13 protein-coding genes and 1 pseudogene are annotated in these 16,279 nt (G+C 68.0%); 10 read left to right on the forward strand and 4 right to left on the reverse strand.

Features of this window, described 5'->3' with window-relative positions; all coding sequences use genetic code 11:
* Positions 1 to 186: 186 nt before the first annotated feature.
* Positions 187 to 1,290, reverse strand: coding sequence for a PAS domain-containing response regulator (locus EPL04_RS18040; protein WP_134672572.1), 1,104 nt, complete (start codon positions 1,288 to 1,290; stop codon positions 187 to 189).
* Positions 1,291 to 1,331: 41 nt separating this feature from the next.
* Complete coding sequence (locus tag EPL04_RS18045) at positions 1,332 to 2,672, reverse strand: TIGR00341 family protein (protein ID WP_134672573.1); 1,341 nt, start codon at positions 2,670 to 2,672, stop codon at positions 1,332 to 1,334.
* Positions 2,673 to 2,820: 148 nt separating this feature from the next.
* Here EPL04_RS18045 and EPL04_RS18050 point away from each other — a divergent pair, with 148 nt between their 5' ends.
* The 9 genes from EPL04_RS18050 to EPL04_RS18090 all read left to right on the forward strand — a co-directional run bounded on the left by EPL04_RS18050 (position 2,821) and on the right by EPL04_RS18090 (position 13,179).
* Entirely contained in the window at positions 2,821 to 3,417 is a 597-nt protein-coding gene (locus EPL04_RS18050) for a DUF5789 family protein (protein ID WP_134672574.1), read from the forward strand.
* Positions 3,418 to 3,524: 107 nt separating this feature from the next.
* On the forward strand, positions 3,525 to 5,453 hold the full coding sequence (locus tag EPL04_RS18055; RefSeq protein WP_134672575.1) for a NosD domain-containing protein: 1,929 nt from the start codon (positions 3,525 to 3,527) through the stop codon (positions 5,451 to 5,453).
* Positions 5,450 to 6,241 carry an ABC transporter ATP-binding protein gene (locus EPL04_RS18060; RefSeq protein WP_134672576.1) on the forward strand — a complete coding sequence of 264 codons (792 nt, stop codon included), beginning with the start codon at positions 5,450 to 5,452 and terminating at the stop codon, positions 6,239 to 6,241. The genes EPL04_RS18055 and EPL04_RS18060 overlap by 4 nt, the downstream gene beginning before the upstream one ends.
* The gene (locus tag EPL04_RS18065) at positions 6,238 to 7,050 is read left to right on the forward strand and encodes an ABC transporter permease (RefSeq protein WP_134672577.1); all 813 of its coding nucleotides are present in this window, start codon (positions 6,238 to 6,240) and stop codon (positions 7,048 to 7,050) included. The genes EPL04_RS18060 and EPL04_RS18065 overlap by 4 nt, the downstream gene beginning before the upstream one ends.
* 173 nt (positions 7,051 to 7,223) lie before the next feature.
* Entirely contained in the window at positions 7,224 to 7,868 is a 645-nt protein-coding gene (locus EPL04_RS18070) for a hypothetical protein (protein WP_134672578.1), read from the forward strand.
* Positions 7,868 to 9,046 carry an inorganic phosphate transporter gene (locus EPL04_RS18075; RefSeq protein ID WP_134672579.1) on the forward strand — a complete coding sequence of 393 codons (1,179 nt, stop codon included), beginning with the start codon at positions 7,868 to 7,870 and terminating at the stop codon, positions 9,044 to 9,046. Before EPL04_RS18070 ends, EPL04_RS18075 begins: the two co-directional genes overlap by 1 nt.
* 183 nt (positions 9,047 to 9,229) lie before the next feature.
* Positions 9,230 to 10,231, forward strand: coding sequence for a GNAT family N-acetyltransferase (locus EPL04_RS18080; RefSeq protein ID WP_134672580.1), 1,002 nt, complete (start codon positions 9,230 to 9,232; stop codon positions 10,229 to 10,231).
* Between the two features lie 258 nt (positions 10,232 to 10,489).
* Complete coding sequence (locus tag EPL04_RS18085) at positions 10,490 to 12,100, forward strand: alkaline phosphatase family protein (RefSeq protein WP_134672587.1); 1,611 nt, start codon at positions 10,490 to 10,492, stop codon at positions 12,098 to 12,100.
* Between the two features lie 281 nt (positions 12,101 to 12,381).
* Complete coding sequence (locus EPL04_RS18090; protein WP_167599520.1) at positions 12,382 to 13,179, forward strand: glycoside hydrolase family 16 protein; 798 nt, start codon at positions 12,382 to 12,384, stop codon at positions 13,177 to 13,179.
* Positions 13,180 to 13,228: 49 nt separating this feature from the next.
* On the opposite strand, the gene EPL04_RS18095 is transcribed toward EPL04_RS18090, so the two are convergent.
* Positions 13,229 to 14,170: a glycoside hydrolase family 16 protein gene (locus tag EPL04_RS18095; RefSeq protein WP_134672582.1), complete on the reverse strand. Its 942-nt coding sequence runs from the start codon at positions 14,168 to 14,170 to the stop codon at positions 13,229 to 13,231.
* Positions 14,171 to 14,603: 433 nt separating this feature from the next.
* Here EPL04_RS18095 and EPL04_RS18100 point away from each other — a divergent pair, with 433 nt between their 5' ends.
* The gene (locus tag EPL04_RS18100) at positions 14,604 to 16,079 is read left to right on the forward strand and encodes a glycoside hydrolase family 16 protein (RefSeq protein WP_134672583.1); all 1,476 of its coding nucleotides are present in this window, start codon (positions 14,604 to 14,606) and stop codon (positions 16,077 to 16,079) included.
* Between the two features lie 81 nt (positions 16,080 to 16,160).
* Here the strand turns inward: EPL04_RS18100 and EPL04_RS19270 are convergent.
* Positions 16,161 to 16,279: pseudogene (locus EPL04_RS19270) on the reverse strand (IS6 family transposase); the annotation flags it as partial.

Here is a 16,279-nt window from a genome sequence, read left to right on the forward strand (position 1 = left end):
GGTCTCGTCGCGATCTCGACGCTCGCCGAAACGGTCACTGTCCCGGCTCGAATGGTGGCCATCGGCTCGGGCTACGGCCGCCGGTCGTTTAAGCGTCACCGTGAACGCGACCGGCGGGCGGTCCAGCGGTCGCGAGGTGTCGGTGCGCCGTCCCGTCGGCGCTCCTCGACTATCGACCGTGGCTCCTCACTGCTCGGCGTCGACTTCCCGGGCGATGACGAAAAACCGCGCGTCGCCGTCGAGGTCGACTCGCGCGAGGTGGACCTCGACCGGGAACGTCGATCCGTCGCGTCGGCGGTATCTCCCCCGAAGCGTTCGCATCTCGCCGGGCGCCATCTCGGCCCACAGTTCGCGGGCGGTCTCGGGGTCGATCGCCTCGTCGACCTCCCAGACGCGCTTTCCGATCAGTTCGGACTCCGTGTATCCGAGCGCATCGCACAGCCGGCGGTTGGCGTCGATCAGTTCGCCGTCAGCGTCGTGGATGTCGATCAGGTCCGGCGACTGCTCGAAGAGCACGTCGAGTTTGGCGGCCTTCGCTCGGAGCTCGGCCTCGCGCTCTTTCTGATCGGAGATGTCGCGGATCACACACACCCGACCGCCGTCGCCGAGGTCGGCCAGCGACAGCAGTTTCGGGTAGACGCTGTCGTCGACGCGCTTGCCGACCGACTCGCTCGACCAGCTCTCGGCTTCCAGCGTGGGAAAGACGTCCTCTCTGAGCCGCTCGACCTCGTCCTCGGGGACCGTCTTCACCCACGGCTCGCCGATCAGCTCGGCGGGCTCGACGCCGTAGAGGTCGGCGTACGCCCGGTTCATCTCGGCGTACCGGCCGTCCGGGCCGACGATCGCGATCCCCTCGTTGGCGGCCTCGATCGCGTCGGTCCAGAGTTCGGCCCGGCGCTCGGCGCGGCGCCGCCGGACGGCGTTTCGGATGCGGTTGGCGAGCAGTTCGTAGCGGTCGGCGCCGGACTTCTTCTTGAGGTAGTCGGTGACGCCCTTCGAGATCGCCTCGCTGGCGACCGCCTCCGATCCCTTCCCCGTAAAGAGGATGAACGGGAGATTCGGTCGCTCGGTTCGAACGTTCTCGAGGAACTCGATGCCGTTCTGTCCGGGCATATCGTAGTCCGAGACGACGCAGTCGAACTCCCCGTCGGCGAGGTGTTCGAGACCCTCGGTCACGTCGGTCGCCGTCTCGACCGAGAACCGGTCGTCGATGCGTTCGAGATACGTGGCCGCGAGATCGGCGAACTGCGCGTCGTCTTCGACGTGAAGCACCCGGATCGGGGTGTCCATACCGAGTGGTGGGACCGCGAGGTGAAATAACCTCCTTAATATTACGAGTACAAATTATTGAAATCATACTTGAACGGTCTCGGTACCATCGGCGAGACGGCTCGAGACGACTCGACGCCCGAGACGTCCCCGGTCTCGCGGATCACGACCACCGCCACCTCCCGGTCGGTGTTCGCTTCGATCCGGTCGCCGAGCGCCGTCGCCGACCCGCCCGACCCGCCGACCGTCCGGACCGTCACCGTCTCGGGGTGTCGGAAGAAGAGTTCGGTCCGGTAGGACACCTCGACCGAGAGGACGCGGGCGTCGGTCTCCGACGCCAGATCCGTGACCGACCGCTCGAACTCGGCGTTCTCGGCGACGTTGACCGACGTGACGACGAGCGCCGACGAGAGCACCACCACGACCGCGAGCAACACCGCCGCCCGGCGGACGACGGCCCGCCGGGCGGTCCCCTCGGCGTGCCACTGCTCGGGGCGATACCCTTGCAACCAGAGGGTGGCGAGGCTCGCGACGTTGATCGAGAGGACGTTGATCAGCACCAGCAGTCCGGCGCTCACCGCGGCGGTCAGATCGCCGTAGGCGATCCCCAGCCCGACGGTGGCCGCCGGCGGGATGAGCGCGACCGCGATGGCGACCCCGACGAGCGCGACGCTCGTGGCGGCGGTCAGCGACATCGCGCCCGCAACCCCGGCGCCGACCGCGACCACGAGCGCGAGCGCGCCGGGGTTGACACGCTCGGCGACCTGCCCGATGAGCTGAAGGTCGGCGTGGGGCACCAGCGTCGCCCGGAGGAGCCCGGCGAACACCGCCGCGCTGGCGACCGCGATCAGCAGGCCGGCGAACTGGGCTTTGACGCTCGTTCGGAACAGGTCGGCGTCGTCGAGGATGCTCCCGACGCTCGCGGCGATCGGCGGCCCGATCAGCGGGGCGATCACCATCGATCCGACGACGACCGCGGCGCTGTCCATCAACAGCCCCGCGGTCGCGATGATCGTGCTCACCACGGTGAACACGACGTAGTTGGTCGTCACCGGCGCGACCGCCGCCGCCCGGGCCCGGAGCTCCTCGCGGGCGATCCGGCCGTTGGTCTCCTCGATGTCGCTCTCGTCGGCCGCGTTCGCACGATTCCGGCGCTCGAAGCGCTCGGAGACGACGGTTTCGAGTTCGCTCACCGTGACGTAGCCGTCCCGGTGGACGCCGAGCCCCCGGAGGTCGTCGACCAGCGACTCGACGTTCTCCGAGTCGGTCGGGACGAACGCGAGCGCCGCGTAGTCCCGTCCCGACGTCTCGTCGGTGAGGAAGTACTCGACCCCCGCGTCCGACAGCGTCCGCTCGACGGCGTCGCGCTCGCCGAGGGGCACGGCGATCTGGAGCAGTCGCATACCACGGTCCACCCAGCCCGGTTCAAATAATCTTGTGAAGGGCCGGCCCCGAGCGCCGCCGGCGCGAGGGCCGTCCCCGACGACGAGGCCCCCGGGGACCGCACGACTCGACCACAGGGTTATCCGACTCCGCGGCGTATGCGGATAGATGGCAGACGACAAGCAAGGCAGAGACAAGCAGGCCCGCGACGAGGAGCGACGACAGCGAGAGCGAGAGCTCGAAGCCACACTGGAGCGGGGCGACGAACCCGAGCCGCCGATCGAGGCCGAGGAGCTGACCGACCTCGAGGCGGAGCTCGAATCTGTTTCGTTCCCGGCCCCGGCCACCGAGGTAGTCGCGACGATCGGCGATCGCGAAATCGAGGTCCCGGACGGTCGCGTCGCGGTCGCGGAACTGGTGGCCAACGCCGACGCCGAGACGTTCGATTCGCCGGCGGCGGTGCGCAAGCGCGTCCAGCGACCGACCGTCGCGGCCGCGATGAAGCGGGTCGCGGAGGCCGCCGACACGCTCCGGAACGTCGAGCTCGGCGGGTCCCAGCGCGACGCCTACGAGAAGACGTTCGAGGAACTGAAAGCGATCGACGCGGACGACGACGAGGGGATTCGGGCCATCGCCGACTGGATCGTCGACCGAGTCCGGGAGAAAGAAGCGCTTCCGGGCTCCCGGGCGGTGCGCCGACAGGCCGCGGAGTTCTGCCGGGCGAACGGCTACGAGGTCCGGAACGACGAGTGGCTCGGCGTGTAGCCGCGGGCGTTCGGACGCCTACAGCGCGATGAAAGGACGTAAGAGTAGCCGTCGCGTACGGTCGGCCAACGAGCGGTCCGAACCATCCCGCCGGTCTCACAGTAGCGATGAATCCGAAACCCGTTCTCGCAGTGATCGCCGCCGTGTTGCTGGTGAGCAGTGGGTCGTTCGCGGTCGACGCCGGCGGCGACCGGCCCGACCCGGTCGCGTTCGAGGACACCATCACCACGGGCATGACGGCGGCCGCCACGGTACAGGCGGGCGAACGCGGCGTCGAGATCCCCCGGGCGCAGGTGTTTTACTCACAGTATCGGTACGTCGTCGGTTACAACGGCGTCACCGCGCTGGTGGACGAACTCGGCCGAGAGGGCCACGACCGCCAGTTCGGGGTCCCGCTCACCGCGTACGTGAGCGACTACGCTACCGCAGAGCCGACACTCGACGATCGGGGGTTGCTCGGAGTCCCCGATAGCCCGTCGACGTACGTGGGGTGGGTCGCCGCCGAGGAGGCGTACTTCGTCGTCGGGAGCGAGGCGCGAACCCCCGCCGGCGAGACGGTCGTCCCGTTCTCCGAGCGGGGCGCCGCCGAATCGTTCGTCGCGTCCTACGGCGGCGAGATCCGGCGCTGGAGCGCGGTTCGGTCGATGTCGTTCGGTACCGGGCCGGCGACGAGCGCGGCGTTCGAACGCGACGTGATCGCCCACCACGAGTGGGCCGACCGGCGCGTCGCCGACGCCGCGGCGGCGCTCGACCGGCCGGTCTCGGTCGTCGTCGGCGACGACGCCCCGACGATCGCGGCGGCGCTCGAGGCGGCGCCGCCCAACACCACCGTCTTCGTCCCGCCGGGTCGCTACGACGCCAACGTCACGATCGACGAGCCGGTGACTCTCCGGGGCGCGGGCAACGCCACCCACCTCCGGGGCGGCGGCGAGGGGAGCGTCGTGACCGTCACCGCCGACCGCGGGGCGGTCGCGGACCTGCGCCTCTCGGGCGTCGGGGCCACCCACACGCCCGAAGACGTCACGACCGACCGGACCGGCGAGTGGGACTACCGCATCCAGCTCGGCTACGGCTACGGCGACGCGGGCGTCACGCTCGACTCGGCGAACGGGTCGGTGGTCCGGAACGTCTCGATCGACACGCCCGCGAACGGCGTCGTCGCCCGGTGGAGCGACAACGCGGTCGTCGACGGCGTGCGGGTCAACGGCACCGAGGAGTGGTCAGAGGGCTTCATGGGCGTCATGGTGATGGACTCGCGGCTCGTCGTCCAGAACTCGACGTTCGTCGGGGGCCGGGACGGCGTCTACACCCACCTCGGAGACGGGACGGTCGTCCGGAACAACCGGATGGTTGGCGAGGACGGGATGCGGTACGGCGTCCACGAGATGTACACCTCCGACGCGCTGGTCGCCGACAACACCGTCACCGGTGCCAGCACGGGCGTGATCGTGATGACTCGGCCGACCGCTAACCTCGTCGTCGGCAACGTCGTCCGGGACAGCTACTCCGGGATCAACGTGGGCGGTCGAGCGTCCTACGTCGCCCGGAACACGGTCGTCGGCAACCACTACGGCCTCGAAGCGCCCTCGACCACGTCGATGTACGAGCAAAACACCGTGGTCGGCAACGACATCGGGTTCCGGGCCGCCTCGCTGATCCCGACCAACCGGGTCGCGGCGAACGACTTCGCGGACAACCGTCGGTCGGTCTCGGCGTCGCTCGGGCCGCTCCGAGTGTGGACCGTCGACGGGCGGGGCAACTACTGGGCGAACGCGCCCGGCGACGACGCCGACGGCGACGGCGTCCTCGACCGATCGTTCCGCCCGACCGGCCCGGTCGACAGCCGGGTCGGCGACGTCGCCGGCGCGTCGACGCTGGCCGAATCACCCGCGCTGAAGGCGCTTCGAGGCCTTCAGGGGCTCGTCCCCGGGCTCAGACCCACGGGCGTCGTCGACGAAGCGCCGCTGGCCCAACCGGTCGCTCCCGACCGCCTCGCCGCGGCCCGCGGGTCGAACCAGACTGGAGAAAACCGATGACAGACGCCACATCCACCCAGCGAGAGAGCGAGGAGTCGAGCGACCGAGCGACCGTCCTCGACGTCGAGGGGCTGAGCCACTCGTTCGGCGAGGTCGACGTGTTCTCGGACCTGTCGTTCTCGGTCGCGTCCGGGAGCGTGACGGCGCTCGTCGGCCCGAACGGGTCCGGAAAGACGACCCTGCTCCGGGCGGTTCTGGGCCTGACGCCGCCCGACGACGGTCGAGTCAGGCTGACCGCCGGCGACCGATCCGGTCGCGACGTGGGCTACCTCCCGCAGAACCCCGACTTCCGGTCGGCGTTCACGGTCGAGGAGACCCTGCAGTTCTACGCCGACCTGTTGGACCGCGAGGTCGACGTGTCGGCGATCGTCGATCGCGTCGGTCTCGGCGAGGCGTCCGACCGCCGAGTCGACGCCCTCTCGGGGGGGATGCGCCGACTCCTCGGCATCGGGCAGGCGATCCTCGGCGAGCCGTCGGTCGTCGTCTTAGACGAGCCGACCGGCGACCTCGACCCCCGGATGACCGAGTACATCTTCGAGGTGGCGCGCGACCTCGCCGACGACGGAATGGCGGTGGTGGTGGCGACCCACAACCTCGCCGGCGCCGAGACCGCCGACACCGTCCTCCTGCTCGACCGCGGCGACGTGGTCGCGGACGGCTCGCCCGCCGACTTCGCGGCCCGGACCGGGGCGGAGTCGTTTCGCGAGGCGTTCCTGTCGCTCACCGCCGCCGACGACGACCGGGACTCGCCCGCGATCAGCGCCAGCGCCGACGGGGGCCAGCGATGAACCGCCAGTCGATCGACCAGTTGTTCGCGGTCGCGGGCCGGGAGCTGACAACGGTGGCTCGGACCCGGGCGTTCCTCGCGCTCGCGGCCGGATTCGGCGCGATCGTGGGCGTCCTCGGGTGGACCGGCGAGGCGGTCGGATACGTCCCGCTGGTGCTCGACCTGCTGACGCCCGTCGAGGTGCTGGTGCCGGCGCTCGCGCTGGCGGTCGGCTACCGGGCGATCCTCGGCGACCGCGAGCGGGGCGAACTCGACGTGCTCCGAACGTATCCCGTCTCGCGGCCGACCTACGTCCTCGGGGTGTATCTGGGCCGGGCGTCGGCGCTGGTCGTCGCGGTGGCGGTCCCGCTGGTCGCGGTCGCCGCGCTCGTGCCCCTGTTCGGCGGCGTCGGGACGACCGTGATCGCGTCCCACGGCGCGGCGGACTCGCCCGTGCTGTACCTCCGGTTCGTCGTCCTCTCGGCGGCGTTCGCGCTGGTGCTCGCGGCGACGGCGACCGCCATCTCGGCGGCCGCGACCACGACCCGGACCGGGCTCGTGCTGGCGGTCGCGCTCGGACTGGCGCTGGTGATCGGCCTCGACGCCGGGATCGTCGCGGGGCTCGCCGGAGGCGTCGTTCCCGACGAGGCGCTCGGCGCGGCGCTCTCACTCAGCCCGAACAGCGCGTTCCGCGGGCTCGTACTCTCGACGGTCGTCGGGGGGGTCGAGTCGAGCGCCCCCGTCTCGTCGGCCGCCGGCGTCGTCGGCCTGCTCGCGTGGCTCGCGGGGTCGCTCGCGATCGCCACGCTCACCGTCTGGTCCGAGTCGTAGCGTCGACACCGCGAATCCGCGAGCCATAGGTGCCGACGCGCCGAGACCCGCCGCGTTTGCCAAGGTATTTGAACCGAGAGCCACTCTGTAATAGTATCCGTGTATTCTCGCATATTTGGTAGGAAGCGGCTCGCTCACGCGATCGAACGGTCCCCCGAAGGTTCGGGTGAGCGATGAACCCGAGCCGGGTCGACTCGATCGTCGACCTCACCTACGGGCTGTTGATCGCGATCTCGGTCGGGCTGATCGTCGTGGCCGGCAACGCCGTCGGACTCGCGTTCGGGTTCGGCGTCCTCCTGTCGTACGTCATCCACGTCGTCTGGAAGATGGCCCGATTCGACCCCGACTGGATGACCACCGCGGTCAAAGAGACCGTCGAGGAGACGGTCGACGAGACGGTCGAAGAGAAGGTCGGCGAGACGGTGGAGAAGACCGTCGACGAGACGGTCGGCGACGCGGTCGAAGAACAGGTCGGCGAGACGGTCGAGGAGACCGTCGGCGAGACCGTGGAAGCGACGGTGGGCGAGACGGTCGAGGAGACCGTCGAAGAGACTGTCGGCGAGACCGTCGAGCAGAAAGTGGGTGAAACCGTCGAGCAGAAAGTCGGCGACGCGGTCGAAAAGCAGGTCGGCGAAACCGTCGAAGAGACTGTCGGCGAGACCGTCGAGGAGACTGTCGAAGAGACGGTCGAGGAGACGGTCACCGAAACGGTCGACGAAACCGTCGAGGAGACCGTCGAGAAGACCCTCGAAGAGCAACTGGGCGACGGAGACGACGCCGAGAACGCCGAAGACGACGCCACGGACGGAGACCGCTGATGGTCGAACTCCTGCTCGTCGTCGGCGTCCTCGTCTCGATGTTCGTGGCCTACAACATCGGCGGGTCGACGACGGGACCGGCGTTCGGCCCGGCGGTCGGCGCGGACGCGATCTCGAAGAGCGGGGCGGCCGCGCTGATGGGCGTGTTTTTCTTCATCGGCGCGTGGACTATCGGCCGCAACGTCGTGACGAAACTCGGGACCGAACTGGTGGTCGATCCGGCCGTGTTCACGCTCGAAGCGTCGATCACGGTGCTGTTTTTCATCGGGATCGCGCTCCTCGTGGGCAACGTCTTCGGGGTGCCGGCCTCGACGTCGATGACCGCGGTCGGCGCGATCGCGGGGCTGGGGCTGGCGGGCGGCGTCCTCGATCTGGCGGTCATGGGCGAGATCCTCGTCTGGTGGGTCGTCTCGCCGATCATCGGCTTCTGGGTGTCGCTGATCATCGGCCGGTACTTCTACGCGCGGCTCAACCGTGCGGTCGCGATGGAGCGAAGCACCGGGCCGCTCCTCGAAGTCGACCGGTCGGGCGTCGTCCCGATCCCGCGGGTCCACCCGACCACGAACCGCCGGGAGCTGATCGGGACGATCACGGTCGTCGCGATCGGCTGTCTGATGGCGTTCAGCTCCGGCACCTCGAACATCGCCAACGCTGTCGCGCCGCTGGTCGGTAGCGGCGAGTTGGCGATGAACCCCGCGATCATCTTCGGCGGGGTCGCGGTCGCGATCGGCGCGTTCACGATCGCCCGCCGGACGCTGGAGACGATGGGAAGCGACATCACCGAACTGCCCCTGACCGCCGCGATCGTCGTCGCCGGGGTCAGCTCCACGCTCGTGGTGTTCCTCTCGGCGCTGGGGATCCCGGCGAGCTTCGTCGTCATCGCGACGATGTCGATCGTGGGACTCGGCTGGGGCCGGGCGACCCGTCCGGTCACGGTCTCGGAGGTCGTCGGCGACCAGCAGACCCCGCCGGTGACCGTCGACGCGCTGGCCGGCGACGAGCCGGGCGAGGAGCTACCGCCGATCGGCGAGGAGCCCACCGAGAGCGCCCCGAGTGGCGGGGACCTGTTCAAGCCCGCGACCACCGCCCGGGTCGTGTTGATGCAGAACATCGTCCCGGCGATCGCCACCGTCGGCGCGTATCTCACCTTCCGATTTCTCCCGGTGTTCGGGTTCTGAGCCGAGTCCTCTGACCGCCCCCGTCTCGTCCGGACGAACTGCCGTCTCGCTTCCGGTATCGGTAGCGCTGGCGGTACGTTCGGCGCGTCGGCGAATCGGGCGACGGGATGGTCTCGCTCCGGCGAGGCCGGCCAAATGTTTAAGAGACTGACGATAGTGGTACGCCTGACGGCTACTGTGTCGATGAACGTGAGAAGAGTCACACTCGGGGAGTGGGAGAATAGTCTGCCGGCGACCGGAACTGAAGTGTTTCACTCACCGGAGGTGCTTCGGGTCGTAGACGAGTACGCGACGGGGGAGCTACGGCTGTACGTCGGCTACCGCGGCGAACAACCGGTCGGATTTCTCCCCGCGTTCGTCAGGGAACTGGCCGGCGTCCGGGCGGTGCTCTCGCCGATCCCGGGGTTCAGTCTCTCCCGGATGGGGCCGATCGTCGCGTCGAACAGCCCCAAACAGCGAAAGCGCGAGCGCGTCAACCGGACGTTCACCGAGCAACTGCTCGAAACGCTTCGCGAGGGGAGCCTGCTCACGCTGGTGGCGATGGTCTTCAGCACCGAGTACGTCGACCCCCGGCCGTACCTGCGCGACGGGTTCGACGTCGTCCCGCGATTTACCTACGCGCTGGACCTGCGCGAGACCGACGCCGAGTCGGTTCTCAAGGGGTTCACCCGCGACCTCCGATCGGAGATACGCAAGCTCGAAGACACCGACCTCGACGTCACTGTCGGCGGCGCCGCCGACGCGGTTCGGGTGTACGACGACTACTGCGAGCGGTTCGCCGAGCAGGGCGCGGAGTTCCCCACGCCGCGGGCCTACACTCGCGAGATCGTGGCCGCGCTCGGCGACCGCGCCCGCGTCTACACCGCCGCGAGCCCCGACGGGTCGTTTCTGGGCGGCGTCTCGGTGCTTTACTCCGGAGAGACCGCCTACTTCTGGCAGGGCGGGATGCGCGCCGACTACGACGGGCTGAGCGTCAACAGCCTCCTCCACTGGCGGATCGTCGAGGACATACTCACGGACCCGGAGCTGGACTCGATCGAGCGCTACGACCTCGGTCGCGCCGCGGTCGAGCGCCTCGGCCGGTACAAGAGCAAGTTCAACCCCGAGCTGGTCCCGTACTACGAGGTCCGATCGAGCAAACTGCTGTGGGTCGCAAAGAAGCTCTACGAGTTCGTGACCTACTGATCGGTCGAGCGACGACCGGGCTCGGTCGGACTCTCGGCGGCCCGGCGCTCGACGCCGCCCTGAGTTCACAGACAGCCGGTATCTTTTATTCTATTCGGGTAGTGGTCGTGTCGTGATGGACGCAGTTTCGAGCGGCGCCGCCCGGTCGGTGCCGCCCGTCCCGAGTCGAGTGAGTTCGGTCACCCCGACGGGCGCGTGCGGGTCTGCCGGACGCGATCGCCGGCCGACGGAGGCCGTCGCGTGACCGCGACCACGTCGATGCGGACGCTACTCGTCGGGATCGACGCGGCGTGTTTCCCGGTGCTCGATCCGCTGTTCGAGGCCGGGGCGACACCGACGCTCGACCGACTGTTCGCGGACGGCGTCGCCGGCCGACTCGAATCCCAGATTCCGCCGTGGACCCCGAGCGCGTGGCCGTCGCTGTACACCGGGGTCAACCCCGGCAAGCACGGCGTGTTCGACTTCCTGACGTTCGACGGCTACGACTGGGACGTCGTCAACCACAGCCACGTCCGCGAACACGCCCTCTGGGAGGTGCTCGATCGACGGGGGCTGTCGAGCGTCGTCGTGAACGTCCCGGTGACCTACCCGCCCCGCGAGTTCGACGGCGCGCTCGTGCCGGGCTACACCGCCCCGGAGGACCCCGAGTGCCACCCGGCGGGGCTCCTCGAAGACGTGCGGGCGGCGATCGGCGGGTACAGCGTCTACGCGCCCGGGGAGCTCTCGGACCGCGACCGCGGGGAGACGATCGACGGCTACCGGGAGGCCGCCCGGATGCGGGGGGAAGCGTTCCGGTATCTCGCCGACCGGTTCGACCCCGAGTTCGGGTTCGTGGAGTTCCAGTACACCGACACCGTGTTTCACGAACTCCCCGAAGACGACGGGGCGATCCGGGCGGCGTACGCCGCGGTCGACGAACAGATCGACGCGATCCTCGAGGAGTGCGATCCGGACACCGTCGTGGTCGCCAGCGACCACGGCATCGGCGAGTACGACGGCTACGAGTTCCGCGTCAACGAGTTTCTCAGAAACCGGGGGTACGCCGAGACCACCCGGGGCGGCGGCTCGCTCCCCTCGTGGTCGTCGGTGGTGCGCAACAACCTCATGCGGGGCGAGGCCGACGCCGACCGAACGCCGTCCCCGCTCGAACGCGCGCTCGACCTCGCCGCTCGGGTCGGACTCACGAGCCAGCGCCTCGGCGCCGCCCTCGAAGCGGTCGGCCTCGACGACCTCGCGCTCGAATACGTGCCCGACGACGCGATTCGCGCCGGGACCGAGCGGGTGTCGTTCCCGGAGTCGGCGGCATACATGCGCTCGCGCATCGAGTGCGGAATCCGGCTCAACGTGGCGGGCCGCGAGCCCGAGGGCGTCGTCGCGCCCGAGGAGTACGACGCGGTCAGGGAGTCGCTGATCGAGGCGCTCCGCGAGGTCCGGACGCCCGACGGCGAGGCGGTGTTCGACGCCGTCTTGCCCCGCGAGGCGGTGTTCGACGGCCCGTACGTCGAGGACGCGGCCGACGTCGTGCTCGTGCCCGCCGACTACGACCACTACCTCTCGTCGCTGTTGCTCGGCGACGAGTTCGGCGAGCCGTGGCAGTCGCACAACCACAAGCGGTACGGAATCGTCGCGGCCGCCGGCGCCGGCGTCGACGCCTCGGCCGGCGTCGGCGACGCCCACCTCTTCGACGTCGCGCCCACGGTGCTCGCGACCCTCGGCGTTCCCGCGAGCGAGCGCATGGACGGGCGCCCGTTGCCGTTCGTCGAGCCGGTCGGCACGGAACGCTACTCCGACTTCGAGGGCGACCCCGCCGCCGAGGCGGTCGACCGCGACGTCGAACGGCGACTCTCGGACATGGGGTATCTCGAGTGACGGGCCAGCTAAAACGTGTCGCGATCGCGACCGACGTACAAGATATCCGTCACGCAGACATATAGTAAATCGTGTGTAATATATGAATTCGGAGGATGCTTTGAAGTTCTAGCGGCGACTACACGCGGTCACTGATGCTTCCTGACGAGGAGACAAACCGGGAGGGAGGGGGTTCGCCATCTGTCGAGGGGTCGAGCGATTCGCACGAGGAGACCGATCGTTCCACCGAACGCGACTGTTCCGATTCCGACGACGTCCGCACCACCAGCCGTCGGTCGTACGTGAAACTGCTCGGCGGTGCCGTCGCCGTGACCGGACTGAGCGCCGGCCGAAACACCGCCACAGCGGTTCAGGAGGGCGGCCCGCCGAACCGCGCCGACAGGGTGATCGCGCTCGAAGACCGCTTCGAGGACGGGTCGCTCGACAGCGACACCTGGGAGACCGGCTGGGGGTGGGGGACCCGAACCCGGACGAGCCCGACCCGGATGGTGCCCGAGAACGTGACGGTGACCGACGGCCAGCTCAGGCTCGAAGCGAGCCACGAGGGCGGCAAGATCCTCTCAGGGTCGGTGAACACCAAGAACAAGGTGACCGTCGAGCCCGGCTCGTACTTCGAGGCGAAGATCAAGTTCCCCGACCGGGACGGATTTCTGCCGGCGTTCTGGGCCAAACCGAACGACGAGACCTGGCCGCCCGAGATCGACGTCGTCGAACTGTTCCAGAAGGGCGGCGGGCGCCCCGACACCCACTACTCTCACCACCACCTCCACTACTCGACTTCGACGAACCCCGGCGATAGGTCGACCTACGAGGGGATGGGCAAGTCCTACACGCCCGGCGACGACCTCACCCAGAACTTCCACGTCTACGGGGTCGACTGGCGGCGCGACCGGATCGTCCACTACGTCGACGGCGAGCCGGCGATGGTGACGACCGATCCGACGGTGCTGGACGCGATGGCGAAGGGCGCGCCGTTCTACCTGATGTGTACGCTCGAAGTCAACAAGATCGGAACCGCGCCGACCGACGAGGAGTGGGACGAACAGTTCGTCGTCGACTGGACGCGAGTCTGGGAGTGATCGGCTCGCGGCCAAACAGAAATAGAGCGGGTGTTCTGACCGAACGGGCCTACTGCTGCCAGACGCGCACCCACTCGGCGTCGAACGTCTCGCCCCACTGCTCGGAGCGGTCGGCCCGACCGAGCGACTCGCTGAGGTCGCCGTCGACGTTGATGCTCAAGTTCAACTTGAGGTAGAAGGGCGCGCCCTTCCGGAACGACTCGAGTATCGTGCTGTCGGTCCAGGTTTTGATCTCTTGGCCGTCGACGTAGTAGGTGATCCGGTCGTTCTGCCACTCGGCGGCGTAGATGTGGAAGTTCTGGGTGAGGTCGTCGCCGGGCTGGTGTAACTTACTGACCCGCTGGCTGGTCGAGTCGTCGCCGGGGGTCGTCGAGACCGAGTAGTGCATGAAGTGACGCGACGTGTGGGTGTCGTCGCGCCCGCTCCCGTCCTGAGCCAACTCGACGACGTCGAGTTCGGGCGGCCAGTCGTTGGTCGCGGGCTGGCCCCAGAACGCGGGGTGGAAACCGACCCGACTGGGGAATCGGAGTTTGGCCTCGACGTAACTGCCGGGACCGAACTCGACGTTGCCTCTGGTGTTGACCCCGCCGGTCAACACCGAGTCGCCGTCGTGGGTGCCTCGGAGGCGGAGGCCGGTGCCGTCGACGCTTACGTTTTCGGGAACGATCGTGGCGTCGCTGGCGGTCGACTCGTCGCCCCATCCCCAGCCGACGCTCCAGGCCGATTCGTCGAGCGATTCCGCATCGAACGTGTCCTCGAAGGCCGGCGACCACGCGTCGGGGTTGGGCGGGCCGCCCTCGGTGTCCTGAGCGCCGAGCGCCGCCGTCGTTCCGAGACCAACCGCGGCGAGACTCCCACCGGAGAGTCGGAGGAACCGCCGTCGGCTCGAACCGCGGTCCGCCTCGGCGTCGTTCGGGGGTCGCCGCTCGGACGGGGGCTGGTCGTCGCCGCGCTGCTGTGTCGCGTTAGGTAGGTTCTCTGACCGACGCATACGACTCGACTAACCACGGCCTTAGTTAAATTGATTGCGGGCTATTGAATTAGTAGGCCGGAACTGCGATCTCTAAACTCCGGGTTTCTCGGGTTCAACCGCACGTTGTGATCGGTAAGTGAGCGCGCGCGGTCCCGACGTCCGGGTAACGGTCCGTTTCCCAACCGCAGACGGGTGGCGCGGCCGACTTCCCTGCGACACGTTGACGGACGCCTAGTCCCGGAGTAACGCGGACGGCCGCGGTTCAACGAACGGTCGTTATCGGCGGTCTCCGGCGGGTAATGTGACCTTACCGGACCGTTGCAACGGGACGAAACGGTCAACGTCCCGTTTCCGATTGAGCGCGCCCCCGATAGCTTACACTTAAATCCTAGACCTGTCATTGAAGATTTCCGGAAGCTATATCAATGACCGGTTAACCATTGAAAATTGCATGGCACGCGACGATACTGCACGCGAACGCTCCCCCGAAACGACCGCCCCCGACAACCGCGAGAACGACTCGAAGCTCCTCGGCCGCCGCGAGTACATGCGGCTGGCAGGCGCGAGCGTCGCCGCACTCGGTCTCGGTGCCTCCTCGGCCACGGCCGACGAGGGCGGCCCCGCGAACTCCGACGACTGGGAACTGGCCTTCGAGGACCAGTTCGAGGCCGGCTCGCTCGACACCGACAAGTGGGGTATCGGCTTCGGTTGGGGAATGGATACTTCCGCCTCCTACGAGCGCATCTCCGAAGACAACGTCCAGGTCGAAAACGAGAAGCTACAACTGGCGGTGACTCACAATGGCGGTCCCGATTCTGTCTACGCCGGATCCGTCCACACCAAGAACAAGCACTACTACGGTCCTGGCTCCTACTGGGAGGCCAAAATCCGCACCCCCGACCGTCATGGACTTCTTCCGGCGTTTTGGGCGAAGTCGAACGCGCCGACGCCGAACTGGCCGCCCGAGATCGACTTCTTCGAGATGCTCGGCAACAATCCGAACCGATCGAGCCACAATATCCACTACGACACCAGTGGCGGGATGAGCGGTAACCACGCCTCCGACACGATGGCGTACGACGGTATCGACTCGACCACGAACTGGCACGTCTACGGCTGTGCGTGGTTCGAAGACCGCATCGAGATGTACGTCGACGGCAATCGTGTCGGCACTCACACCAATGCCACAGCGATGGAGTCGATGCGGACCGGCGCCCCGTTCTATATGATGCTGAACATCCACGTTGGCAAGACCGGCGAGCCCGATTTCAGCGAGCAGTGGGGCGACACGATGGAAGTCGATTGGGTGCGGGTCTGGGAACACACTGATGGTTCTTCGACCTCACAGGAGAGCACGCAGACGGAGTCGCAAACTGAGACGGCCGATCTACCGAACACACTCAGCATCTCCGGCGACGGTTCGGGGTCTACCTCCTACCGCTTTACCGTTACCGACACGATCGAGAAGAGCACCGCGCGCGACGCCAGCATCGACGACGAGGACACCATTGACAGCAGCGATGTCGAGGGTATCGTCGGCGGCGGCACCGACAGCTACGAGTACGCCGGTAAAGTCACCGAGTTCAGCCTCGACGGTAACGCGACGGTATACAAAAACGGTAGCCAAGTCGAGCCATCCTCGCTCCAGGCTGACCCCTCGACCGATGGCGCACTCCCGAATTTGGTAGTCATAGACGGCTCGAGCTCGCCAAATCAGGTGACGACTTACGAGTTCGAGGTGGACGGCGACGTCGCCAAAGACCCCGAGCACGGATCGATCAACGCCTTCGACGAGATCGCCGACGGGACGGTCTCCGGACGAGTCGTCGGCGGCAAGGACGCCTACCGCTTCGCCGGCGAGATCACCCGGTTCGAGACCGACGGCGCGGCGTTCGTCTCGGTGCGGGACAGCGTCGACTCGAACTAACTCCGACTCGGGGGACCGGTCCCCGATCCCGCGACCACGCCCTCCCGTCGTCCGAGTCCCCGTTTCGGCTTCGGGCATTGTTCAGATTAGCTGATTCCATGCGAAGGCGAAGGTCTGCAACCAATTTTCGGCAGAGCGGTGAGTCGCGTGGCGAAAATGATTGGCGAACTGTTTCGTTCGGCGTTTTAGCTCTTTGAAGA

The sequence above is a fragment of the Halorussus marinus genome (assembly GCF_004521895.1).
Taxonomy (GTDB): domain Archaea; phylum Halobacteriota; class Halobacteria; order Halobacteriales; family Haladaptataceae; genus Halorussus; species Halorussus marinus.

Bases quoted from the DNA above. Each gene is read 5' to 3' on its own strand.
- EPL04_RS18040 (WP_134672572.1), bottom strand. From the start codon at position 1,290: ATGGACACCCCGATCCGGGTGCTTCACGTCGAAGACGACGCGCAGTTC.
- EPL04_RS18045 (WP_134672573.1), bottom strand. From the start codon at position 2,672: ATGCGACTGCTCCAGATCGCCGTGCCCCTCGGCGAGCGCGACGCCGTC.
- EPL04_RS18050 (WP_134672574.1), top strand. From the start codon at position 2,821: ATGGCAGACGACAAGCAAGGCAGAGACAAGCAGGCCCGCGACGAGGAG.
- EPL04_RS18055 (WP_134672575.1), top strand. From the start codon at position 3,525: ATGAATCCGAAACCCGTTCTCGCAGTGATCGCCGCCGTGTTGCTGGTG.
- EPL04_RS18060 (WP_134672576.1), top strand. From the start codon at position 5,450: ATGACAGACGCCACATCCACCCAGCGAGAGAGCGAGGAGTCGAGCGAC.
- EPL04_RS18065 (WP_134672577.1), top strand. From the start codon at position 6,238: ATGAACCGCCAGTCGATCGACCAGTTGTTCGCGGTCGCGGGCCGGGAG.
- EPL04_RS18070 (WP_134672578.1), top strand. From the start codon at position 7,224: ATGAACCCGAGCCGGGTCGACTCGATCGTCGACCTCACCTACGGGCTG.
- EPL04_RS18075 (WP_134672579.1), top strand. From the start codon at position 7,868: ATGGTCGAACTCCTGCTCGTCGTCGGCGTCCTCGTCTCGATGTTCGTG.
- EPL04_RS18080 (WP_134672580.1), top strand. From the start codon at position 9,230: ATGAACGTGAGAAGAGTCACACTCGGGGAGTGGGAGAATAGTCTGCCG.
- EPL04_RS18085 (WP_134672587.1), top strand. From the start codon at position 10,490: ATGCGGACGCTACTCGTCGGGATCGACGCGGCGTGTTTCCCGGTGCTC.
- EPL04_RS18095 (WP_134672582.1), bottom strand. From the start codon at position 14,170: ATGCGTCGGTCAGAGAACCTACCTAACGCGACACAGCAGCGCGGCGAC.
- EPL04_RS18100 (WP_134672583.1), top strand. From the start codon at position 14,604: ATGGCACGCGACGATACTGCACGCGAACGCTCCCCCGAAACGACCGCC.